Source organism: Glutamicibacter sp. NPDC055354, from assembly GCF_053644955.1.
On sequence record NZ_JBSHMB010000001.1, the window covers coordinates 305,877 to 330,543 of the forward strand.

Genomic DNA, 24,667 nt, shown 5'->3' on the forward strand with positions numbered 1-24,667 from the left:
TCTTATGAGACCGTTTGTCCACAAAGTCATGAGATCGATTGTCCATGAACCAGCGAGATACTGTATCGACGAAGTTACGAGACTGCACAACGCACAGATGCTTCCAATTACCTCTGCTGAACAGCAGTGGAAACCTGTAACTGAACAGGGCGCCGCATGCCGCTGCGCTGATCCTGATTGCGTATGTCGCCGGGTCCTGTCCTACATTGAGACATACGTGGCGGAAAAGAAGAGGAAAAGGGAAGCCGCAGGAGGATAAAACAGACCCTAGAACGTCGGCTCTACAGAGTTCTGGAATCTGCGGAAGCGTATTCGTTGAGGACTTGCCTGATAACAAGATTCACTTCAAAGGTCTTCATCACTTTTCCAATCCAAATTACTGGAATCCGTTCTATGTTTAATGGGCGCGTTTTGGGTCGTTGCAGAATAAAGCCCCTTCAGTCAGTTGATAGAATAGGGTCGTGAAGTGGTTCACACGGTGAGTAACTGAATTTTTGGTTCTGCTGTTATTGTATTGAAACTGAATGAAATTGGAATATTTTCCATCACTAATCGAAGGTCACGGAGAGCCCTGGAGGTCATCTAGTGTCGGATACTTGGGAGTTGTGCTTTGCGTATTGGTTTAGTCGGATTCTTCGGATGGGGAAATTTTGGCGATGAATTGTTCTTCAATATTTGGCGCGAAACATTGTCTCAGTACGAGCTAGTACGTATGAATGACTTAATCGAGAAGCCCTATTTTACGAAGTCGGCTGTTGCTAAAGCATCATCAGTCGATGCCGTCATAATTGGTGGAGGTGATTTGATCAGAATCGAAGCAATTTCACCCCTTTATTGGAATGGTGCATGGACTGCCAAACCGATTGTGGTGTCTGGTATTGGGGTCGCTGAAGAGTCAAAAACAAATCGCCCAGATGTTATACCACGCCTTCAAAAGTTCTTTAGTTCAAATAACATTCTGTCATTGAGCGCGCGAGATGAACGAAGTGCCGAGTGGATAAGTCAAAATATCAGGCCTAAAGTTCCAGTCCGAATAGTTCCCGATTTAGTTTTTGCGGACACTACTCCCTCCAACGGAATCGACGGAAGAGTTAATGCCGTGCCAAGGGTCGCATTCGTCCTTAATAAAAAACAAATTACGGAATCTGATTTAGAGATCTGGGGTAGTCTTCTTGCTGCGCATTCCGAGGGGAGAATTGTTGCATCAATATTGGTGCTAGCAACTGGCGATCAGCGTGAACGAGAGATTGATAATCTTAAACGACATGGTTTAGCGGAATACGCTGAGTCGTTTGACGACACCGCGCAAATGCTTGATCACCTACGCAAAATGGATCTGGTGATGAGCGCGAAGTTCCATGCGCTTGTGGTCGCTTCCAAATATGGGATTCCATACGTTTCGCTGCGAGATACGTCGAAGTCACTTGGGTTGATGCGATATTCTCCTTCAGGAGCAATTCCTCCCGAATTAATCGATCTGTTAGAACCACTAGTTGACAGGACCAGCCTGTCAAGTTCTGTGCAAAGCCTTACAAGAAAGCATGTTCGAGATTTAGCGAATGCCGAAATTTCGCATGTAACTGGGCTGATGAATGCAATCCGTCAGTTAAATTTCCCATAAATCGGCTTCTATGAAGGAAGTGCTCATGTCTAATTATCTTATAGCTGTTGGCGTCAAATCCAAGATTGACAAGATTCGTTCGTCATTAATGTCCAACGAATCTATTAATAGAAAATATAGTTCGGAAGTGGCTGAACAAGATCTCAGTAACGGTTACAAAATTCTTATTGTAAGCCGTGGAGCTGAGAGTGAAACTGATTTCAAGAATAAGGTGTTTTTCCGTGGGTATGCCATATTTAATGAAACAGAGAGGAAGGTTATTTTCAGTGGTAATTCAAGTAGTTCATCAGTTGTTGACAAAAGATCGTTGAGCTTCAAATCGGTCGAAGGGTGCTACGTAAGTTGCGCCTGGAACCAAGAATCTAACAAAGTTGAGATCTCGAACGACCTCTTTAGTCTCTGCCCTTTGTTTAGGACAGTTGCTAGTGACGTCGCACTATTTTCGGATTCGATTTACGTCTTGCGAGAAAGCAGACGAATCCTGTCAATGCCGATTACTGTTGATGTGACCTCCGTGACTGCTCGTACCTGGGCAAATGCCATGGCGGGACAAATGCTTAGTAGCAATACCATGATTGACCAGATTAAAATGGTACCGGTGGGCTCCACCATGCGAGTGGAGCTTGGTAAAAGATTGGTTGCTCATTTACAAAGTGGCAACCTACCCGAGATTTTTGGGGCCGACGCTGGTCCATCTTATGAACAGAGTCTTCGTGAATATACCGTTGAATACGTAAGTTTGTTGTCCAGTTTGGCATCGTTGGGTCCGGCGCGTGTAAATATGGCCGTGAGCGGCGGGCTAGATTCGCGTGTAAATATTGCATCGGTGACCTTATCTGAGGAACTAAAGAGTCAGGCAAAAATCACGTGTCAGAATTCGGCCCCGCAGCATCAGAAAGACTTCGAAGTTGTCGCGGAACTAGCAGAAATCCACGAATTACCTCTCAACAGGCAAATGCCTAACGCAGCTACTCGAAAGATCGAACGCGTCGAGAATCCGCTAGGTCTTTGGTACTTATCTAGCTCGGGACTTTACGATTTTATGGTCCTTCCTGACCGTATCGTAACCGAGCATCCGACGTTCAATATTGGAGGTCATGGTGCTGAATTGGCAAAGGGGCAATACGGATGGCGTTCGATGTCTCAAATTCATCGGACAATCAAGAACAAGAACGTTGCTGATGCGTTTTATGCCGAAACGGAAGTAGCAATGTTGGAGATGGGCATCGACTTCGATGACCCTATAGCATCTGAATGGCATTATCTGGGCCACCGTAATGCCCTACATAGCGGACGGTTTGTCACGACGTCTATGATCGGGGTCAGACCTTTTATGAATAGGAAACTCGTAGGCCTAGCTCGTTCGGAAAGTTGGAAAGGGACAGTACGATCCGGCAAGTCGCTCGGCGTAATTCATGACATTATTTCACTAATCAGTCCACAAATGGCTTCGCATCGTTATGACGATGACCGCAAGAACATTTCTTCTCCGGAAGTAGATGCCAGGCTATCGACACTTGGTGGGCGGATTCATCCAGATGAAATCTACAAATTTGAGATTGAAGGTAGTGCTGATGAAGTAGTCAACGGTTACTCCTTCGTCCTCGCTGAATTAGCAAGGAAACGAGGACATATGCTGCACAAGGACCGAGAAACATTATCCGAGCTAACTCGAACTGGATTTGAGATTGCTCAGACACATGGCTTGGGAGATGTTTGTCAGCCAATTTTGGAAGAAGCGAACTCCAAACTGGCGGATCTGTCGTTACCCCTTCAATTTGCAAGGAGCTCCATAGGGAAGCTTCTGAGCTATCATTTGCTAGACTGATCGAGTCTGAACTATATACGGCAGAGAGCTTCTGATATGACAAGTACGCAGAATTTTCCGGTTCCTGAGTCGCCTTATAGAGGCAATCCGAGACGGACGTACTGGAAGACCGGTATGCGCACTTCTTCAGTGGCGACGATTCCCGATTTGTACAAAAAACGCTTCGAAATCAAAGCAACTGACCGCATTGCAACCGCAGGAAGCTGCTTCGCTCAGCACATCGCCAAGTACATGCGGTCAAATGGATATAATGTCGTTGACGTTGAGCCGGCCCCGGAGAATCTAACTAAATCTGGGGCTATGGAACATGGCTACGGAATTTATTCAGCCCGTTATGGAAATATCTATTACACTCGTCAACTGTCACAACTTGCGCGAGAGGCCATGGGTGACCGAGTACCCGCGGAAGTCGTCTGGGAGCGTGATGGGAAGTTTTATGATGCACTTCGTCCTACGATTTTCCCCGGAGGGCACGATAGCCCCGAATTGGTACTAAGACATCGTAAAGTCCACCTCAGACGTGTTCTTGAATTGTTGAAGCAAGCTAACGTTTTTGTCTTCACGATGGGGCTGACTGAAGGATGGGTGTCAAAGGTGGATGGCACTGTCTATCCAACTGCTCCCGGAACAGTCGCTGGTTCCTATGATTCTGAAAAGTACGAATTTAAGAATTTTGATTACACAGAGGTTGTGCGAGATTTTCTGGAGTTCCGTATTTTGGCTCGTCGAGTTAATCCTCGAATCAAGTTTATCCTTACTGTCTCTCCAGTTCCTCTAGCCGCCACTGCAACCAGTGACCATGTGCTCACGGCGACGACGTACTCTAAGGCGGTACTTAGAGCTGCCGCTGGTGAGATAATTAGACGGTGCCAGGACGTCGATTATTTCCCGTCCTACGAGGTTATCTCGTCAAGCTACGTCAAAAATTCCCCTTTTGATGAGACTGGACGCAATGTCAAGCCTGAAGCGGTGGAAAAGGTTATGAATTACTTCTTCTCTGAACATATACCAGTCAAAAATTCTTCGTTGACGGCAAAACAAGAACGTATCGCAGACGAACAGGTATTTTGTGACGATTCGCTTTTGGAGATATTTGCGAAATGAAAATTTGTTTTATCGGTAATTCACATCTTGCCCCTCTTGCAGTTACTTCGCACGGGGTTAAGCCTGAGTCTTCAACTGAGGAACGTAAGTTCTATATTTCGAGAACCTATGGAAACCAGCCCTTAAAGATAGTCGGAACGAAAGATGTGGCTACGCTGGACATGGTCAAAATTGAGGCCACCAGTACTTCCGAATCTACCGTTTTTGCGGAGGATTGGGACCATTTTGTTGTTCTTGGATTCGGATTCTCTGTTGTGTCGATGATCGAGAGTTGGAAAGAATACCAACCTGACGATTTACCGTTTGATCTGGGCGGGCAATTACTAACTCCAGAGGTGTCCATTTCGTATACGAATCATCGTATTGCGCAATCGCAAGCCTCTCGCTTAATTTCAATCCTTAGACGTGTAACCGACAAGCCCGTGACGTTGGTTCCTGCACCATTGCCTGCCGAATGGGCCGGAACTGAATCTGGTGAGCGACTAGAAGCGTTTCACGCGTTCAACGATAACCAGGCTGAACGATATTTGTTAGAAAATTATGAATCTCAAAAAAATCGATTTATATCCAATGGGATCCGGGTAATTGAACAGCCCGAAGAAAGTAAGCGCGGATTTATGTGGACCAAAACCTCATTATGCTTAGGCCAGCCAGACACACCTGATGAGCGGGGATTCTTCAAACGTCGCGACTTTTATCATATGAATAAGACTTTTGGAAAAATGATGCTTTCACGCATTATTAGTGAACTATACGAGCAGCAAGGAAAATAGACCGTGGCTAAAATTGGCTTAGTAGGATTCTTCGGATGGGGCAATTATGGAGATGAGCTCTTCCACCGCATTTGGGAAAATTCGATCGGTTCAGTGCATGAGACAAGGCTTCTGCACGACAAGTTGGAGTACCCGTATTTCTCACGCTCTGCAGTCGAAATAGCTAAAGAAGTCGATGCAATCGTTATCGGTGGCGGTGACTTGGTCATCCCGAACAAGATCTCTCCACTTTACTGGAACAAAGCATGGCTAAACCGGCCTATATACATTTCCGGTGTAGGAGTTCCAACTTGGATTAAGCACGAAGCTGAAGACGTCATGAGCCGTCTGCGTACTTTCTTCCAGCACAAGAACGTGAAGTACATTTCGGCGCGAGATGTCGAGAGTGCGGAGTGGATTCGGAAGAAACTTACTCCTAATGTTGAGGTCCGCCATCATGCTGATCTGGCATTTAGTGGTGTTTATCCTCCTGCTAAGAAGTTCGAGAAACCAACAATTGGCATTTCTCTTCGTACTCACCGCGCGGGCTCCGATCCGACAGTCTTGCTAAACGCGTGTAGGGAACTCCAAAAAGAGGGCTTTGACATCATGAACATCGTGATGGGCACGGGGCGCACCCGAGCGGCCGATCTGCAAGTCGCAAAGGATTTCCCTCTAGAGAATCAGATTATCTTCGATAGCGAGAATATCGATGAGATCAGCTCCGCAATCGGTGGACTGCATACACTCATCTCAAATAAATTCCATGGAACAGTTGTTGCAACTACTTACGGGGTTTCTTCCGTAGTACTCTCTTCGACTTCAAAGTCACGTAATCTCTATCGTCGATTGGGACGTACCCCTCTACTGTCCAGTGCGACCGATGAGAACCTTTTGCAAAAGGTCCGCTTGGCCGATATGCCCATCTCTGAAGATGCTCTGAAGACTTTACGTCTTGAAGCATACGAAGGAGTCCATGCTGTTGTTCGTGCCATTAACAAAGACTTCCCTTCCAAGTAGAGAAGAGTCAGAGCTAATGGCAGTGTATTATTCGCAATCCGTTATATTGCGCGGAAGGCTTTTGTCCCGGCACAGAAATTTTGGAGTGCGTACTTGAATTCAGATCTGTTGTCCCGATTCCACGGCGTGATCCCCGCCGGCGGCGTCGGCACCCGATTGTGGCCCCTCTCCAGGGCTTCCGCTCCGAAGTTTTTGCACGATCTGACCGGATCCGGATCCACGCTGATCCGCGCCACCTATGACCGCCTGGTCCCGCTGGCCGGCGAACGGATCATGGTGGTCACCGGGCGTGCGCACCGCGGAGCCGTAGTGTCCCAGCTGCCCGAGCTGTGCGACGAGGACCTGGTGCTCGAGCCGGAGCCGCGCGACTCGGCCGCCGCCATCGGCCTGGCCGCCGCGATCCTGTACCGCCGCGACCCGAGCATCATCATGGGCTCCTTCGCCGCGGACCAGGTCATCGAGCCGGTTGAGGTGTTCCAGGCCGCGCTGAGCGAAGCGATCCACACCGCTGCGACCGGCAAGATCGTGACCATCGGCATCCACCCGACGCACCCTTCCACCGGTTTCGGCTACATCCAGACCGGCCAGCCGCTGGAGGTCCCCAATGCGCCGTCGGCGCGCGGCGTGGTGCAGTTCGTGGAGAAGCCCGATGAGGACACCGCCCGCAAGTACCTGGCCTCGGGCGGGTTCCTGTGGAATGCCGGCATGTTCGTCGCGCCGGTGAGCCTGATGCTCAAGCACCTGGAAGCCAACGAGCCGGCGCTGTACACGGGCCTGATGAAGATCGCCGATGCCTGGGAAACCGATCAGCGCGAAACCGTGATGCGCGAAGTCTGGGCCGATCTGCCGAAGATCGCCATTGACTATGCGGTGGCCGAGCCGGCCGCCGCGGCCGGCGACGTCGCGGTGATCCCGGGCGTTTTCAACTGGGACGACGTGGGCGACTTCGCCGCGATCGGCCGCTTGAACAAGGCCAGTGCCGAGGAGGGCATCATCAACCTGGGCGGCGAGTCGGTGCGCGTGTATGCCGACAGCGCTACCGGCGTGGTCTATTCGGACCGCCCGCGCGTGGTGGCCCTGGTCGGGATCGAGGATGTGGTCGTGGTGGATACCGCCGACGCGTTGCTGGTGACCACCAAGGAGCATGCGCAGAAGGTCAAGCAGACCGTGGAGGCCTTGAAGGCCGACGGCGCTACCGAGGTGCTCTAAAATCCACCATCCACCCGCAAGTTGTTAACCTCAGCTATCAACAAACAACATCTCCGTTCTATGTAGGATTCTTGATCATGACGCGACTTGCTTTACAAGTCGTAGGCGAGCAAGTTCTGAAGGAGCGGTCTGCTATGTGCCAACATGAAATGATGAAAAAGAAGTGAGAATCCATCTTGTCAAGTATTGATATCAACCTCAACGACTCTTTTAAAGCCTATGACGTACGGGGCATTGTGGACGAGAGTATCAACGCTGAAGCAGTGGAAGCAATTGGAGCTGCTTTCGTCGATGTACTGGGCTTAGCAGGTAATGAAGTGTTAGTTGGTGGAGATATGCGTCCATCAAGTCCTACTTTTACCGAAGCTTTTGCTCGCGGCGCTATTCAGCGTGGAGCCAACGTTGTCATGCTTGGGCTTGTGTCTACGGACGAACTGTACTTTGCTTCAGGAAAATATGATGCCGCGGGAGTTGTTTTTACAGCGAGTCATAACCCGGCCGAGTACAACGGCATCAAGATGTCGAAATCAAGCGCACGTCCAATCTCATCAGAGAACGGACTTTACGATATTCGAGATCAAGCACAAGCCTATCTGGCTGCCGGAATACCAACGGTACCGAACAACTTGCTGGGTAAGATTCGTGAGCAAGATGTGCTGGCCGACTATTCCAGTTACTTGCGAGAACTTGTCGATTTATCCAATATACGTCCGCTTAAACTAGTTGTAGATGCTGGTAACGGAATGGGCGGTTTAACCACCCCAGCTGTACTTGGCGATGGCTTACTTTCGAAGCTACCGCTAGAAATAGTGCCGCTGTACTTTGAACTCGATGGGACCTTCCCGAATCACCCTGCAAATCCGCTGGAGTCTGAGAACCTTAGAGATTTACAATCGGCAGTATTGAAGCATAAAGCAGATCTGGGTCTGGCGTTTGATGGCGATGCGGATCGGTGCTTCGTAATTGACGAACGTGGGTTGCCACTTTCACCAAGCGCAATCACGGCTCTCGTGGCAACGCGTGAAATTGCTCGGGCCCAAGCTGCAGGGGAGAAAACTCCAATCGTCATTCATAATCTGATCACGTCGAAGGCTGTCCCCGAATTTGTAGAAAAGTCAGGTGGCACCCCTGTAATGACAAGAGTTGGACACTCATTCATTAAAGCTGAAATGGCCAAGCAGGGTGCTGTATTTGGCGGAGAGCATTCTGCTCACTATTATTTCCGTGACTTTTACAATGCGGATACAGGCATGCTTGCGGCGATGCACGTTTTGGCGGCGCTGGGCGAACAAAGCGGATCTCTCTCAGAACTGGGCGCTGAATATGAGCCGTATGTTTCAACCGGAGAGATTAATTCAATAGTCGAGGACAAGACCGGCGCTATCGCTAGAGTTGTCGCTTCCTTCAAGTCTTCACCTACGGTTATAACGGAAATGGACGGCACGACTTTTACGGCCGAGGACGGCTCGTGGTGGTTCAATTTACGTCCGTCGAATACTGAGCCGTATTTACGCTTCAACGGTGAATCACGTGAACCTGGTGTCATTGATAAGGTTGCCGATGAGGTTTTATCTATTGTGCGATTCGAGAACTCCACGGCCTTGGAGATGAATGGAGCCAATGATGGATTCTAAGAAATACAACAAAAAAGAAGTATTGCAAGAACTGGATAAAGCACACCAAGACATCGCGCGTCTAGTGAATTTTGCAGGTCGGCAACGAAAAGCATTGGCAGATATGGTTGCAGGACTTGGAGATAGCGGTGAGTCGCGTAGGCTGAAAGAAATTCTGCAAAAATTTCCTGTCCTTACTTCCCAATTCAATGAAGGCAATGCTGTAGCTTTTTATACTCGGGATCGAGACTTCACTAAAGCGAACATTTGGGCTGATGCCACGTCGGATCGTACCAGAGACTCGCTTTCCAATATGAAGGCTCTTCGTGTGTTGAGAACCAAAGAGGGGTCTATCTCTGATGCTCTCGAATTGAGCTATCGAATTGCCAAGAAAGAAAAATCTCAGAATACTGCTGGATTGCAGTTCCTCGAAGGTCGTGTAAAGGAATTGCATGGCGCAGTTCCTAAAATTCAGGGTCCAATACGTAGAATCGATAGCCTCGTCGAGGGACGTATAGTACATCTGGTTAAAGAGAGCCGACCGAATCTTTCCAATGGATTCACCTCGCGCAGCCATAAGAACTTCTTAGCTGAAAAAGCTTCTGGCTTGGAGCCCGTCGTCATCACTGAACCGGGCTTCCCGGATAACAATCCTAAAACACGCACCGAGTTCGTTGATGGCATTCTGCACGTCAGATTAGGAATGGGTTCGATTGATTATTCGAAAGTTCCGGCTGACCAGTTCAATCAGATGTTTGCTGACTTAGCCTACGAAGAAATCAAGAAACTTCGCCCACAAGTGATTCATGCCAGTTCGGGAAGACGTGGATTTGAGACCGCGCTTTCAGGTATTGCTCTTCGGGCGAAGACCGGAATTCCACTGGTATACGAAGTGCGCTCGTTCTTCGAAGCAAACTGGACTGATGATACACGCGTTGAGCAATCTGGCGAGATCTTCACTCAGCGGATGGCGACCGAAGAGTACTGCATGGCAGTTGCGGATCGTGTTTTGACTATTTGTGAATCCATGAAGGATGAACTTGTTTCAAGAGGAGTTCCGCCCAAAAAGATCGGAATTATTCCCAACGCCGTCGACTCTGAACACTTCAAACCCGTTGATAGAAACATTGAGTTGGCTAGAAAATACGGATTGTTGAATGTTCCGACTTTCGGATACGTCTCAAACATGGACCACTACCGTGAATCGCAGGAAACACTGATTGAGGCGCTTGCTATTCTTGGCAGTCGCGGGCGGGTAGCAAAATGCATTCTAGTGGGCGGCGGTCCCCGCATGGATCTGTTAAAGGAGCTCGCAACTGAGCGTGGTGTATCGGACCGAGTGATATTTACGGGTTCCGTTGATCATAACGAGATCGACGAGTACTACTCACTAATTGATCTCTTCGTCGTTCCACGCATTCGGGAACGTGCTGCCACGTATGTTACTCCGCTAAAACCATTCGAAGCGATGGCACAACGCAAACCTGTTGTTACATCAGATCTGCCAGCGCTATTGGAAATTACGGACGCGCCAAAACGTGGATTGTCTTATACTGCAGGCGACGCCGAGTCATTGGCTGATCGACTTGAGTCATTGTTCGACGATCGTGAGGCACAGGAAAGAATCGCCCAAGCCGGATACGAGTGGGTGATATCGGAGCGTACTTGGAAGTCCAATGGTGATCGATATGTACAAGAATTTTCTAAGTTAGGGAGCTAACATGAAATCCACTTATTTGGGATTCCGTGCGACTGAGTTGTCGCCAACCTCTGAGCTTCTGGGCTCTCTGCATGCTTCTAAATCCGATATTGGAGACCAACACCTACTGGCATATACACCGGTTGCGAGGGTCAATCCCTATCAGGCCCTGTGTTACAAGCAATTTCCGAATGAAGGAATTCTGGCGGCGCCCGTTCTCCAGCCGGCTAAGTTTTTGGATCTGCAGAACTTATCCCTGAGGCCACTAACAAAGACTCTGCATTTACACTGGAACTCATGGATGACCCAGGGGATGGAAGACCCGGAGCGTGCCAGAATGATGGGCTTGGGTATGGCTGGAAGGCTGCAACGTCTCCAAAAGTTCGGTTTCAATATTGTCTGGACTGTTCATAACGTCTATCCGCATGACGCAATGCATGTACATGTTGAACTTGAAATCCAGCAACGGATCGCCGACACTGCAGACGTTTTACACGTGATGTCTGGAGCCACGGCCGATGCTATGTCAGGTATTACCGAGATTGATAGTTCCAAGATTCTAGTTTCACCGCATCCGAGCTATAAAGGTGCCTACCCTGATTATGTGAGCCGAGAGGACGCGCGAGCGGCGTTAGGAATCCATGGCGACGAGATTGTTTTCCTTGTTTTTGGTGCACTTAAGGCTTACAAGGGTCTAAGCCGTACGCTCGATGCGTTTGATCATTTGGTTGCCAAGAACCCCATGCAGCGATTTAGAATGATATTTGCTGGTAAAGCAGACAACTCAGATGAAGTGCAAGAGTTTATAACCAGAGCGAACGTTCACCCACGTGTTTTGATCGAAGACTCAAACATACCAACGGATAAAGTGCAGTACTTTATGCGCGCGTCAGATGTTGGAGTTGTTCATTATGCTCGATCGTTGAATAGCGGTGCCGCGTTATTGTACGGCGCATTCGATCTCCCAATTGTTGCTTCGGCGACTCCTACGTTTCTGGCGGAACTAAATTCAGAGAGTACGATTTTTGTAGAGGATGAAACCGTAGCGTCCCTAGCAGATTCCATGATGGAATCCATAGATCTAATCGGGAGTAAGGCTGTTCTAGCGGCCATTTCTGCCGAACAGAAGAGACTTTCCGCAGATAAAGTTAGCTCGCAGTTTGCCCAGGATTTGCTTATACGACTCAAGTGACGGACTTGTTGAAATCAGCAGTTAATCGACTGGGCAAAGAATAGTTACATAATTCCTATCGCCAATCAGCCACTCCGATTTTTTTGGGGCTGGTTGGCGCGGAATTATGAACTAAGCATATTGATTTCTCTGAGTCGTTTTCTGACCGTCGCGTCGACTTTCTGGCGTTTGCGGTACTTCTTTAGACGGCTGATGTGTAATCAAACTTACGTGTTGGTGAATTATTGACATTATGATTTCGCTCGTTGCTTGACCACATTCACGTGAAGACTAGGTACGCGAGGCCGGTTCTGCTTGATCGGGGCAAGGTCAACAGTATGTATTCATGGGCGTGTGAAGTCGTTTTACTGGGAGCCCGCATCATCAACGCCTACACATTGCTGGTGGTGCCCAACCTTGCTGGAATCGAACGATTGTGCCTGGCGACAATGGACGAATATTTCACCGACAACCCAGTGGGTCAGGAAGTGTTTCGCTGAATTGCTATCGCTAGGTTGTGTCAAACCTCGGCTCTTCCAATCGAACCGCTAGAATTACTTGCGGATAGGACTACAAAGTTGAGGGAGTTTCCTCGTTGAAACGATCGAATCGCAAGACCGCTCAAGCAATGAGTTCGCGTGCCGAACTTTTTAGCATTAGACAGGAATATCTGAATCTTGAAGGTGACTTTGAGACCAGGGTACTGGATGATTTGGCTAAGTACCGTGCGCAATCATCGAAATTATCGCGGGAGAACGAGTCTCTGCGATCGCGCAAGGTGAAGTCAGATGGTCTAATCGCAAGGCTCGAACGAGAACTTGCTGCCGCTAAGGACGCACGACAGAAATTCAGCCGTGAGGCATCGATTCTCAAGAAGCAACTCGCGAATGAGCATGACCGGGCCGAGAAATTCAAAACGGCGTATGAGAATCTAAAGAACCATCCGGTCGTTAGAGCCGCACGCGGTTTGAAGAGCCCCTTTGCGCGTAAGCCTGTTGCTCCTCGCCAGGTTCAAAAGAATGTTCCAGTCCTGGCGGCATCACCAAGCATTTCCAACTTCGACAATGTAAGTCGGCCAGGCAGTCCTGCCGGAACCGGCATCGAAGAAAGCTTCATCGATGCTATTAAGCGTGAAGCGGATGCATATATAGCCCGTTACCGCGACCAGGGCGAGATTGTTGAACCTTCAGAAGGGTTAGTTGCTCTTGCTGCGAAGGAGGAATCGCCTTCAAGCTTCGGAGCCTTGCACGATCAGATTCTGGGACAAGCCCGACTATTCGATTCCTTGCCGGTAGTTCCGCCGAAGACCTCTACGCCTGCTTATATGCCGCAGCCGGATAAAGTGATGTATTGCGCGCACAGCACTGGCGAATACAACAGCAACGGTTATTCGACGCGTACGACTGGTCTCACCACTGCCGTCACCGAAGCCGGCATGGATCTCTTCATTGCAGCGCGACCTGGCTACCCTTGGGACTCCAAAGTCAACAAGAAGATGCCGAAAGAAAAGCGCCTGATTCGCGATTACCAGGGCGTCGATACGTACTTTAACCCAGGTGTGTCACTACGTAGCGATCCACTGGATAAGTTTGTGCAGATCGCGGCGGATATCTATGTTCGCGAAGCGATGATGAATCGACCTTCAGTAATCGTTTCTGCGTCCAATCACATTACGGCGTTGCCAGCATTGATCGCAGCTCGTCGTCTTGGAATCCCGTTCATCTACGAAGTACGTGGGCTTTGGGAAATTACCGCAGCCGCTGGTAACGAAACCTGGCATAAATCGGAACGATTCGAACTAGCACGCCGCATTGAGACTCTGGTGGCGAACGAAGCGGATCGCGCCTTCGCAATCACGGAGGAAGTCCGTGAGGAACTGGTGAAGCGCGGTGCAGAAAGAGACAAGATTGAAATCTTGCCGAATGCTGCGAACATTTTCCAGTACGTCCCTCTCCCAGCTGAGCGATCGAAGGTCGTTGACAAGAAAAAGAAGGGCGAGTTCCTTCTTGGATATGCTGGCAGCCTTGTGGACTACGAGGGGCTGGATCTACTAATCAACGCGGTAGCCGAGCTACCAGAATCTCTGTCGCACGTTGGCGCACTAATCGTTGGCGACGGCTTGGTCTTACCCGCGCTCAAGCGGCAAGTGACCGAATTGGGCTTGGAAGAGCGAATTCGTTTCACCGGGCGCGTACCGAATGAACAAATCAACGATTACCTGGCAATTTTTGACGCCGTGGTCTGCCCGCGAAAATCGAATATTGTTACAGAACTAGTTTCACCATTGAAGCCTATTGAAGCAATGGCTGCAGGCCGTCCGGTGATCGGTTCCAACGTTTCGCCAATTGCTACGTTGCTTGGTACCGATAGTGCTCGAGGCTTGCTCTTCGAAGCGGATCATGTGCAGTCCTTGGCTGAATCGATCGCCCTCCTGGCTAATGATCCGAGGACCGCGCAGGATATGGGGCGTCGTGCCCGTAAGTGGACGGTAGAGAACCGTACATGGCCAATCGTGGCAAAAACTTTCGTTGCCCAAGCTGCCAGTGTCCAGAGCCGTAGGCCAGCGGGCAAGAAGCTTAATGAGATTCGGATGGCTCTTATCGCTGACGAATTTACGACCTCAACCATCAGCCGCGAAGTTAATGTGGTGTCGCCAACTCCTGAGAACTGGCGAGAAGCCTTGACATCGAATCCGGTCGATGTGCTCTTCGTAGAATCGGCGTGGGCAGGCAATGATGGAACTTGGACCCGCAAGGTCGGTTACTACGATGATGAGCAATGTGCGGATCTAGTAGCGCTAATTGGCTACTGCCGCAGCAAGAACATCCCAACAATCTTCTGGAACAAGGAAGACCCGGTTCACTTCAATCGATTCCGCCGTACCGCAAAGTACTTCGACGTTGTTTTGACTACTGACGCCAACTGCTTGCGGGACTACTGGGATCACCGTGGTGGAAATCTCAAGGCGTTGGGCAGCCTTTCCTTCTGGGCGCAAGCGGAAATCCACAATCCAATGGGATCTTCCCGCACCTACTCGCATACTGTGGCGTACGGTGGCTCCTATTATGGTGATCGTTATGCGGAGCGTTCGAAGGAACTGCGCGCAATCCTCGAGGGAGCACGTCCCCAGGGGCTGACCATCTATGATCGCCAAGCCGATAATCCTGAATCGCCATACAAGTTCCCACCAGCATTGCAGGACTATGTCCAGGGTGGTCTGACTTACGAAGAAATGGTAGAGGCTTACAAGTCTCATCCGGTGCACGTGAACGTTAACTCGGTGAATGCCTCGCCAACTATGTTCTCCCGTCGAGTTTTCGAGCTTGCGGCATGTGGTACTCCGGTAATTAGCGGCAAGAGCTTCGGCGTTACTTGGATGTTTGATGGGTCGGTTCCTGTGGTCGGTTCGCGCCGGGAATCGGAACTGATTTCAACACTGTGGATGAACTCCGAAGCTGATCGCGTGGCCGATGCTTGGGAGCCATTGCGTGTGACCTTCCGCAAACATCTGGCGCACCATCGTTTGGCCATGGCGCTTCGCATGGCTGGTCTCGCAGTTGATATCCCGACTTTGCCATCACTTGGCATTGAACTGAAGACGTTAACCGAAGAAATTGCTTGGGATCTTGTAGCAGCTAGCGTGCGACCTATGCAGGTATACGTTGCTGGGTTCACCGACGATGATACTGCAGTAAACATTCTGCGAACTGCAGGAATTGCAGTAATGAGCAATGACGCAGTTCGTGAAGCAGAGGTGATTGCCTCCAACGCTGAAGAAATTCTCCAAGATCATCAGGTTCTTGAAGACATGCTAACTGCCATGTTCTATGGCCAAGCTGCAACGGTACAGGTCTCTGACAAGTACGTGGGTACGCAGGGCCTGCCGCTCTGGATGCGCGAGCACGTGGATGCGCAGCTGCCCACCTTGACGCGCAGTAGCAACATCGCAGATTCTGCCGTAGAGACCATATGCCTTCGACGCCCACTTGACGTCGAAGAAGCGGACGGCACGCTCATTGACAATCCTGCGTCCAAGGACTCGCAGAACATCCTAGTCGCGGGACATGACCTGAAGTTTGCCGGGTCAATCATGGCCGGGATATCCGAACACGGGCACAACCTGAAGATCGATAAGTGGGACGGCCACGCTCAGCACAATGTTGAAGAGAGCCAGGATCTTCTAGAAGATGCTGACACGGTGTTCTGCGAATGGTCACTTGGCAATTTGGCGTGGTATTCAACGCATTTGAAGCCCGGGCAGAAACTGGTTACCAGATTCCACTCACAGGAACTATTCACGGATTACCCTCGATCGGTGAACTTCAAGAAGGTTGACAAGGTGATCTTTGTCAGCGAGTTGATCCGAGGAATGGCGATTCAAAAGTTCGGAATTCCTGAGGAAAAAACGATGGTCATTCCTAACTCTGTGGATACCAGGAAGCTGGATCTTCCCAAGTCCGATGATTCTCAATTTGTATTGGGCTTCGTCGGCATGGTTCCGCAGATGAAGCGATTCGACCTCGTGCTTGATCTACTGGAAAAGTTGCGTGCAATCGATAGCCGCTTTACGTTGCGCGTCAAGGGCAAACGACCGGAAGATTACCCCTGGATGGCTGCACGCGAGGAAGAAATGGCCTTCTACGAGGCGCAGTATGCTCGTATTGAAGAATCTGATCTACTCCGCGGTGCTGTGGTCTTCGATCCTCAAGGCGATAATATGGCCCAGTGGTACCAGGAGATCGGTGTTGCCGTATCCACCAGTGATTTCGAGTCCTTCCACTTCACTCTTGCAGATGGAGCGGCATCTCGTGCGTTGCCGGTAGGCCTGGCCTGGCCGGGAGCGGAATGGCTGTACCCGAATGAGTGGTTGCATGCAGACACTGCGTCAGCAGCTCAATACGTGATCAGTCAGGTACAGGATCAAGCGAAACTGGCAGAGCAGGTTGAAGCTGCACGCGAGTTCACTGTGAAGAACTACGATTCCAACGATGTGCTTGCTCGAATCATGAATGAAATTGAAGCTAACTAGCGCTCTTTAGTGCTTTTCTCTAGTGAGGTGCGTTCAGTGGCAATCGCCACCGAATGCACCTCACTGTATTATTGATCTAGTCTGCATTGAAGATAAAGTGAGTTGAGAAGTGAAAATTGCATTAGGGGACTTCCGAAAAGCACTTTGGCATCTTCGCCAGGGTGGTCCACAGCAATTGCAGGAGTGGTACCAGCGCCGCAACTATGATTTGCGCATCGGGGGACAGCAGCGCTACTTGCGAACAGATGTTGAGAAATTGCTTGGACTGCAATTCCCACCGGTAGAATTTGAACCTTCAGAGGACCACGATGGAAAGTTAAACGTTGCCGTCATTCTTGATGATTTCAGCGCGAAAGCTTGGGCGCCTGAATGGAACTGCACCTTTATCACCCCCAGCTCATGGCAGGATGAACTTGAAACACGAGAATTTGATCTTCTCTTCGTGGAGTCGGCCTGGGCTGGAAACAACAAGTCTTGGCAGTACCACCTAACCGGTCCGTCGGCACCTCGACCAGCGTTTGTCGAGATGGTGGAAGCGTTTAAAGAACGATCTGTTCCAGCAGTTTTCTGGAATAAAGAAGACCCACCGCACTTCGCCGACTTCCTCGATTCTGCAAGGCTGTTCGATGTCGTTTTCACATCAGATTCCCGCAAAATTCCGGAATACCATGAAGCACTGGGCCATGAACGTGTCGCAGCGTTGAGCTTTGCAGCTCAGCCGAAGTTCCATAATCCGGTACGGACACTTAGCCAAGAACGCCGAGATGTAGCTTTCGCCGGAATGTATTTTGCGGACAAGTACCCCGAACGACAAGAACAGATGGAGATCGTGCTTGGCGGAGCCATGGATATCTCGCCAAAGCTCACTAGCGGGCTAGACATTTTCTCCCGGCAGCACGGCGGAGACGCGAAGTACCAGTTCCCGGCACCGTATGACCAGAATGTTGTCGGCTCGCTCGACTATGACAAGATGCTTTCTGCGTACAAGAACTACAACGTTTTTCTGAACGTCAACTCCGTGGTCGATTCGCCAAGCATGTGTGCCCGTCGAATATTCGAGATCACCGCCGCTGGCACTCCTGTGGTTTCGGCTCCAAGCGCTGCGATAGAGAATTTCTTCACGCCTTCAGAGGTACTTCAGGTATCCACCAGGGAACAAGCATCTAACTCGATTCGCAGCTTGGTTCGGAGCCCAGAACTTCGCCAGCGAATGGTCCATATGGGTCAGCGCAGGATCTGGAAGAACCATACTTATGCGCATCGTGCTCAACAGGTTGAACAATTCGTTGGGCTCCGTTCTGCTCTCGGTCAGCCAATGTCCATGTCCTGTACTCCAAAGGTAAGTGCGATTGTTTCGACCATAAGGCCTCACCAGCTTCAGCATATATTCGAAACTGTAGGAAAGCAGAAGGATGTTGAAGTTGAGCTCGTCCTCGTGGCTCATAAGTTCTCGGCCGCCACTGGACAACTGGCCGATATGGCATCAGCAGCTGGAGTAGCGAACTACCAACTGCTTGAGATGGGTGGAGAAAATACTTTGGGTGACTGCCTGAACGCCGCGGTGGCCATGGCCAACGGCGACTTCATCACCAAAATGGATGATGACGACCTATACGGGGAGTACTATCTCTTCGATCAAGTTTCAGCGCTTCGATACAGTGGCGCCTCGATAGTAGGCAAGCAGGCGCATTACATGTACCTCGCGGATTCAGATGCTACTTTGCTGAGATTTGCCGAACGTGAGCACCGCTTTACAAACCTCGTGATGGGTCCGACGATGCTTGGCCGCGCGCACGTTTTCCGCGAGACACCCTTTGATACACGTAACCGTGGCGAAGATACAAGATTCCTAAAAGACGTCATTGAACGTGGAGGAACCATTTATTCGAGTGACCGTTTCAACTTTACCCAGATGCGCGGGAATGATGGGCTAGCGCATACCTGGGATCTGAGTGATGCGGAGTTGACTGCAACTGGTAGTATTCAGTGGTTTGGACGCAATGATAAACATGTCTTTTTCTAGGAAAGTCTTATTGTGCAAATAGTACGAGGTAAATCAGGGGAGTGAAGAAGATGAAAGTTATGCTTCTGACTCACTCGTTCACGCCTGAGATCTCGCCACCTCAGCGACGCTGGTCAATTATTGCCGACGAACTGGGGCAATTGGGGCACGAAGTTACTGTAGTGACCCCGAAATCAAATCGGATTGCAACTAAACGGCAAAGTCGTCTTCTTGATAATCATTATTTGAAGCTGCAGCACTATCCATCAATGCGTCGTTCCAAAACGATGCTCGGAAAAGTATTGAAGCATGGCGTTGATGCAGTTCTGAGCGTCCCTGCTGCATTCCGAGGGCAAAAGCCTGACGTTATTATCGCAACTGTCCCAGCAATTCCAACGCTAATTGTTGGCTTCGTGGCCAGCCGTTTACGGGGTGTACCCTTAGTTGTCGACCTCCGGGATGCTTGGCCAGATTTGCTCAGTGAATCACAAGTTATCAAGTTCCGCTGGGTCGAGCCAGCGATTTCGAAGATCATCAGTTTCGTTGTGAATAAAAGCGATATGCTCGTCACGGTGACGTACGGCCTGGCGGGGAAGATGAAGCGAAATGGCGTGAAGAACGTCGCCACAATCACCAACGGCGTTGAAACCGAACGCGAAGATCTTACAGTTTCTCAACGCGAGATCGATGGCGAATTCCATATTCTCTATCTAGGGAACATTGGTCGGAGCCAGGGTCTGGAGACCGTTATCCGAGCGATGGAGTACGTACCAGAATTTGTACGTCTGCGCATTGTTGGCCAGGGTACTGAAAAGAGTAAATTAATGAGCCTAGCGATGGATCTTGGGCTTGATATTGACTTCCAAGACCCTGTCTACGGCCAGGAGGTACTGGAAAATTACTCGTGGGCGGATACATGCCTAGTTTCTCTGCGTCCTGACTGGCCGAGCTTTAATCACACAGTGCCTTCGAAACTCTATGAACTTCTTTACTTGAATCAGCACGTCAGCGGTTTGGTCAGAGGAGAAGCAGCGGAAATTATTCGTGATTCCGAGGCTGGGACTGTGATTGAACAAGATGTACCTTCCCTGGCCGCTTACATTAACAACTTGGTTGCGAACCCTGGAATTTTGCGGACCGATCGTCGCGGGACCGACTGGGTCAGGAAACATGGATCGCTACGTCAAGCCGGGCGGGAATATGCCGAACTACTAGCCACAGTCGTCGATGCGTACTCCAAGAGATAGAGCAGAACTTTTGAATCTAAAAGTCATTCCGAATGCAATCAACACCGGTAATTTGGTACTTTCCAACATTGCTGATGATCCTACTTATTTTGCGCTCCAAGTTGCTCGCCGCTTCAAGTCCAAGCCGGTTCTACGCTCGTTGATTATTTCTCTTGGGAGTGATAAATCCAGCATTCGGCTACGCGCGCTCTCGGCCATGCTGAAGGATGACACTAGTGCCCTGCTCTCTGCCTGCAGAGAATGGTTAAGCTCCGACAGCAACCCAAGGCAGTCAGTATTCCTGGCTAACCTTTGCATTGCTTCCAATGAGTGGGAACTTGCAGAAGAATTACTCAATAGGGGCAAACCTTCCATCGCCCACGTACGTGCCAAGGCCCGTCTATTGTGGTCATTGGGCTGGATGACAGATGCCATTGAGCTGTTGCAGCAGAATCGCAGTGGCCGTCAACTTCGTCACTATGAATCAGAATTGGCATCCTTCAAGGGGGCAGAGCCCTGTCTTTCTCCGCTCCGTACCGCCGGTATATCGACTAGCGCGACTCGTTCTGTTCTTTACGTTGCTACCAATTCGTTGCCACACACTGGTAGCGGTTACGCACAACGAACTCATTCAATTCTCGCGTCATTAAGGGATGCAGGATGGGGAGTCAAAGGACTTACCCGTGTGAATTATCCCTTGAATATCGGCAAACTATCCGTCTCAGAAGCTGACGTGGTTTCTGGTATCGAATACCAGCGCTGCCTGCCTTTTCCAGCGAAGCATGACTTCACCGGAAGAATCCAGCAACAAGCTGAAGACCTACTGAGCAGAGTCCTTCAAGAGGCCCCTTCTGTACTTCACACGACGACAGATTTTTCTAACGCTCTAGCGGTTAAGTCCGTTGCAGAAGCGACCGGTATACCGTGGGTTTATGAAGTTCGCGGACAGCTGGCAGACACGTGGCTTTCTACGCGTCCCGAGCGCTCGAAAGATTCAGAACGATACCGACTATTCGTGGAACGCGAAGCGTTTGTAGCTCGGCATGCCGATCATGTCTTCACCTTGGGCGATGCCATGAAACGCAACCTGATTGACGCGGGCGTTGATGAATCAAAGATTTCAATATTACCGAACGGGATAGGGGAAAAGTTCCTAGAGGAACCCGTGCCCAGGGTCCAAGCTCGTGCGCAGCTGGACCTCGATTCTGAAGCATTTTATGTGGGGACGGTTAGCAGCTTGGTCCCTTATGAGGGGCTTTCGACAGTTGTCCGTGCTGTTGCTGAACTTGCGAAGCAGCACAAGGAGTTACGTTTGTTGATCGTTGGCGATGGTACGGATCGCGAGAATCTGATCAGTCTTGCCAAAAGTCTAGGCATCGCCGCGCGTTGTGTTTTTCCTGGTCGCATTCCGCGGGAACAGTCGCATGTCTATCATGCTGCGTTGAACGCTTTCGTCGTGCCACGAATTGACTCTGCTGTCACTCGCTCGGTAACTCCGCTCAAACCAGTTGAAGCAATGGCATCGAACGTACCTGTCTTGGCATCCGATCTTCCTGCCCTGCAGGAGCTGATCACTGACGGTGAGAACGGTCACTTGATACCTGCGGGGGATGTGGCTGAGTGGGCCGAAAATATCGAAAAGTTGATTTTAAACCAAGGGGCAGCTGAACGCATGGGCAAGTCAGGGCGGGAATTCGTGCTTGCCAATAGAACTTGGGAGCAAAACGCGCTTAGCGTTGTCCAAGTTTACGAGCAAGTAATAAGTAAAGCTCCGTGACAATGAGGCTGTCGCTGAACTCAGTGATGGGATATGGTTTATAGGGCTAATCTTGCACTTCTTGTGCTTCAAGATCAGCTTGCAGGCCCTTTCGTAGGGAACATCGCTCGTACCAGAAGGAAAGTCACTTTAGTGAACAACATTAAAGAAGTCGCCGTAATCGGTTTGGGTTACATCGGATTGCCAACTGCTGCAATTCTTGCCTCGAAGGGCATCACCGTAAAAGGCGTCGATGTAACTCCTCGAACTGTAGAGGCAGTCAACAAGGGCGAGGTGCCGTTCGTAGAGCCGGCGTTGGGCGAATTCGTTTCCGCCGCGGTGACTGCAGGTACCTTGTCTGCAAGCTTCGATACTCCAGAAGCTGAAGCGTACATTGTTGCTGTGCCAACGCCGTTCAACGATGACTACACCGCTGACCTTTCATACATTGAGGCTGCAGCAGAGGGCATCGCTCCAAAGCTGAAGGGCGGCGAACTGGTTATCCTCGAGTCGACCTCGCCTCCAGGTGCAACCCAGCACCTCTTCGACTACCTGCTGAAGAAGCGTCCCGACCTGAACAAGGACAGCCTGCTTGTAGCACACTGCCCAGAGCGCGTACTTCCTGGCTACGTCATGGAAGAATTGGTCACCAATGACCGTATTGTCGGCGGTATCACCCCAGAAGCTGCAGAGAAGGCCAAGGCTCTTTACGAGACCTTCTGCCAGGCAGCTATCCTCACCACCGATGCTAAGACTGCTGAAATGGCAAAGCTGGTCGAGAATTCGTACCGCGACGTGAACATCGCCTTTGCTAACGAATTGTCGGTCATCTCCGACAAGCTGGGCATTGACGTTTGGGAACTGATCTCCCTGGCCAACCGCCACCCACGCGTAAACATTCTTCAGCCCGGTCCAGGTGTTGGCGGTCACTGCATCGCAGTTGATCCATGGTTCATTGTCTCGGCTGCTCCTGAAGAATCAAAGCTGATCCGCATGGCTCGTAACACCAACGATGCAAAGCCGAACTGGGTTATCGACAAGGTTGTAGAAGCTACCAAACTCCCATCCTTCAACGGCAAGGTAGCGGTCATGGGTTTGGCTTTCAAAGCGAACATTGACGACATGCGTGAATCGCCATCGATTGCGATCGCTCGCAAGTTGGCTGAAGCCAACCCAACCGTCGAGTTCCTTGCAGTGGAGCCACATGTAGAAGAATTGCCTAAGAATCTTGCGGGCATCGCCAACCTGAAGCTGGTTGCAACCGATGAAGCCCTAGAATCGGCAAGTGTAATTACTTTGCTGGTCGACCACGACCAGTTCAAGTCCGTACCAGCAACCGCGCTGGCCGGCAAGGAAGTTATCGACACTCGCGGTCTCTGGCGCTAGTTCTCCAAGCTGACAAGGTATATATCTATGAAGAAGATCATGCCGATCTATGGCACTCGTCCTGAGGCCATCAAGGTTGCGCCGATCGTCAAGGCTTTGAAAGAAGCTGACGAGTTTGAATGCGTTGTTGTCGTAACTGGACAGCACCGGGAAATGCTGGATCAGGTCAACGAGCTCTTTGGCATCACGCCGGACTATGACTTGGACGTCATTCAGCCGCGCCAGACCCTGAATGGTCTGCTTACTAAGACCATTGCTGGTCTTGACGAGATTTTCGAAAAGGAAAAGCCTGACGCTGTAGTGGTCCAGGGCGACACCACCACTTCGACGGCTGGCGCAATCGCTGCTTTCTACCGTGGTATCCCAGTGGTTCACGCTGAGGCTGGACTTCGGAGCTATGACATCTTCTCTCCATTCCCGGAGGAAGCTAACCGCAAGCTGACCAGCCAGATCGCCAGCCTGCATTTGGCTCCAACGTCGTTGAGCAAGCGTAACCTTGAGCATGAAACGTTCAAGGGAAGTGACATCGTTATCACCGGTAACTCTGTCATTGACGCACTGCTGACTGTTGTCGAAAAGAAGGTTCCTTTCTCGGATCCCAAGTTGGAAGAATTGGTTTCTTCTGACAAGCGCATTGTTCTGGTGACGACGCACCGTCGTGAGAACCAAGGCGAACCAATGCGCGGCATCGGCCGTGCATTGGCAAAGCTCTCCAAGGCGGAACCAGATGTTGAATTCATCTTGCCGTTGCATCGCAACCCTGCGGTTCGCGAAGCGTTGCTTCCGGAAATCGATGGACTGCCTAACGTGACTTTGACCGAGCCGCTGGCTTACGGCGAATTCACTCGCATCATTGATGCTTCGACCGTCGTCTTGACCGATTCCGGTGGCGTCCAGGAAGAAGCTCCAAGCCTCGGCAAGCCTGTTCTGGTCATGCGCCTGAACACCGAGCGGCCTGAAGCTGTTACCGCGGGTACCGTACGCCTGATCGGCACCGATGAAAACCGCATCTTCGAATCGGTCACTGAGCTGTTGCATGATGAAGCGGCTTACAACGAAATGGCTAACGCTGTAAACCCTTACGGTGATGGCAGGGCTTCCGTACGTACCGTCGCTGCAATTGCAGAATTGCTTGGCGTAGGTTCGCGTATCGAGGAATTCGATTCCAGTCTGTCAGATCCAGAAGACATGATGCGGGCAACCAGCATCTAGTTCCGTTCAAAAGACCAGTTCAACACCAGTTGAACTGGT

General features: G+C 50.4%; 15 protein-coding genes. All 15 read left to right on the forward strand.

The window, feature by feature from the left end; genetic code table 11:
• Window positions 1-610: 610 nt before the first annotated feature.
• The 15 genes from ACWICV_RS01385 (at window position 611) to wecB (ending at window position 24,628) form a co-directional block, all read left to right on the forward strand.
• The gene (locus ACWICV_RS01385) at window positions 611-1,621 is read left to right on the forward strand and encodes a polysaccharide pyruvyl transferase family protein (RefSeq protein ID WP_400290981.1); all 1,011 of its coding nucleotides are present in this window, start codon (window positions 611-613) and stop codon (window positions 1,619-1,621) included.
• Window positions 1,622-1,646: 25 nt separating this feature from the next.
• Complete coding sequence (locus ACWICV_RS01390; protein WP_454090869.1) at window positions 1,647-3,449, forward strand: hypothetical protein; 1,803 nt, start codon at window positions 1,647-1,649, stop codon at window positions 3,447-3,449.
• Between the two features lie 114 nt (window positions 3,450-3,563).
• Entirely contained in the window at window positions 3,564-4,553 is a 990-nt protein-coding gene (locus tag ACWICV_RS01395) for a GSCFA domain-containing protein (RefSeq protein WP_454090868.1), read from the forward strand.
• Window positions 4,550-5,326 (forward strand): hypothetical protein, encoded by a 777-nt coding sequence (locus tag ACWICV_RS01400; protein ID WP_454090867.1) that lies wholly within the window; start codon window positions 4,550-4,552, stop codon window positions 5,324-5,326. Before ACWICV_RS01395 ends, ACWICV_RS01400 begins: the two co-directional genes overlap by 4 nt.
• Window positions 5,327-5,329: 3 nt before the next feature.
• Window positions 5,330-6,325 carry a polysaccharide pyruvyl transferase family protein gene (locus tag ACWICV_RS01405; RefSeq protein ID WP_388025699.1) on the forward strand — a complete coding sequence of 332 codons (996 nt, stop codon included), beginning with the start codon at window positions 5,330-5,332 and terminating at the stop codon, window positions 6,323-6,325.
• A 93-nt stretch (window positions 6,326-6,418) separates the two neighbouring features.
• A complete protein-coding gene (locus tag ACWICV_RS01410) occupies window positions 6,419-7,534 on the forward strand; it encodes a mannose-1-phosphate guanylyltransferase (RefSeq protein ID WP_454090866.1) in 1,116 nt (371 codons plus the stop codon).
• Window positions 7,535-7,710: 176 nt separating this feature from the next.
• Entirely contained in the window at window positions 7,711-9,168 is a 1,458-nt protein-coding gene (locus ACWICV_RS01415; RefSeq protein ID WP_400288775.1) for a phosphomannomutase/phosphoglucomutase, read from the forward strand.
• The gene (locus ACWICV_RS01420) at window positions 9,155-10,867 is read left to right on the forward strand and encodes a glycosyltransferase family 4 protein (RefSeq protein ID WP_454090865.1); all 1,713 of its coding nucleotides are present in this window, start codon (window positions 9,155-9,157) and stop codon (window positions 10,865-10,867) included. Before ACWICV_RS01415 ends, ACWICV_RS01420 begins: the two co-directional genes overlap by 14 nt.
• 1 nt (window position 10,868) lies before the next feature.
• Window positions 10,869-12,038: a glycosyltransferase gene (locus ACWICV_RS01425; RefSeq protein WP_400288779.1), complete on the forward strand. Its 1,170-nt coding sequence runs from the start codon at window positions 10,869-10,871 to the stop codon at window positions 12,036-12,038.
• A gap of 574 nt (window positions 12,039-12,612) precedes the next feature.
• Complete coding sequence (locus tag ACWICV_RS01430) at window positions 12,613-17,046, forward strand: glycosyltransferase (protein WP_454090864.1); 4,434 nt, start codon at window positions 12,613-12,615, stop codon at window positions 17,044-17,046.
• A gap of 109 nt (window positions 17,047-17,155) precedes the next feature.
• The gene (locus tag ACWICV_RS01435) at window positions 17,156-19,069 is read left to right on the forward strand and encodes a glycosyltransferase family protein (RefSeq protein WP_454090863.1); all 1,914 of its coding nucleotides are present in this window, start codon (window positions 17,156-17,158) and stop codon (window positions 19,067-19,069) included.
• 50 nt (window positions 19,070-19,119) lie between these two features.
• Window positions 19,120-20,295 (forward strand): glycosyltransferase family 4 protein, encoded by a 1,176-nt coding sequence (locus ACWICV_RS01440; RefSeq protein ID WP_286172294.1) that lies wholly within the window; start codon window positions 19,120-19,122, stop codon window positions 20,293-20,295.
• A complete protein-coding gene (locus tag ACWICV_RS01445) occupies window positions 20,276-22,051 on the forward strand; it encodes a glycosyltransferase family 4 protein (protein WP_454090862.1) in 1,776 nt (591 codons plus the stop codon). Before ACWICV_RS01440 ends, ACWICV_RS01445 begins: the two co-directional genes overlap by 20 nt.
• Window positions 22,052-22,183: 132 nt before the next feature.
• Window positions 22,184-23,416 carry a UDP-N-acetyl-D-mannosamine dehydrogenase gene (gene wecC / locus ACWICV_RS01450; protein ID WP_133834664.1) on the forward strand — a complete coding sequence of 411 codons (1,233 nt, stop codon included), beginning with the start codon at window positions 22,184-22,186 and terminating at the stop codon, window positions 23,414-23,416.
• 27 nt (window positions 23,417-23,443) lie between these two features.
• Window positions 23,444-24,628: a non-hydrolyzing UDP-N-acetylglucosamine 2-epimerase gene (gene wecB / locus ACWICV_RS01455; protein WP_454090861.1), complete on the forward strand. Its 1,185-nt coding sequence runs from the start codon at window positions 23,444-23,446 to the stop codon at window positions 24,626-24,628.
• The last annotated feature ends 39 nt before the right edge of the window (window positions 24,629-24,667 follow it).

Bases quoted from the DNA above. Each gene is read 5' to 3' on its own strand.
- wecB (WP_454090861.1), top strand. From the start codon at position 23,444: ATGAAGAAGATCATGCCGATCTATGGCACTCGTCCTGAGGCCATCAAG.
- ACWICV_RS01425 (WP_400288779.1), top strand. From the start codon at position 10,869: ATGAAATCCACTTATTTGGGATTCCGTGCGACTGAGTTGTCGCCAACC.
- ACWICV_RS01395 (WP_454090868.1), top strand. From the start codon at position 3,564: ATGCGCACTTCTTCAGTGGCGACGATTCCCGATTTGTACAAAAAACGC.
- ACWICV_RS01390 (WP_454090869.1), top strand. From the start codon at position 1,647: ATGTCTAATTATCTTATAGCTGTTGGCGTCAAATCCAAGATTGACAAG.
- ACWICV_RS01445 (WP_454090862.1), top strand. From the start codon at position 20,276: ATGCGTACTCCAAGAGATAGAGCAGAACTTTTGAATCTAAAAGTCATT.
- ACWICV_RS01400 (WP_454090867.1), top strand. From the start codon at position 4,550: ATGAAAATTTGTTTTATCGGTAATTCACATCTTGCCCCTCTTGCAGTT.
- ACWICV_RS01440 (WP_286172294.1), top strand. From the start codon at position 19,120: ATGAAAGTTATGCTTCTGACTCACTCGTTCACGCCTGAGATCTCGCCA.
- ACWICV_RS01420 (WP_454090865.1), top strand. From the start codon at position 9,155: ATGATGGATTCTAAGAAATACAACAAAAAAGAAGTATTGCAAGAACTG.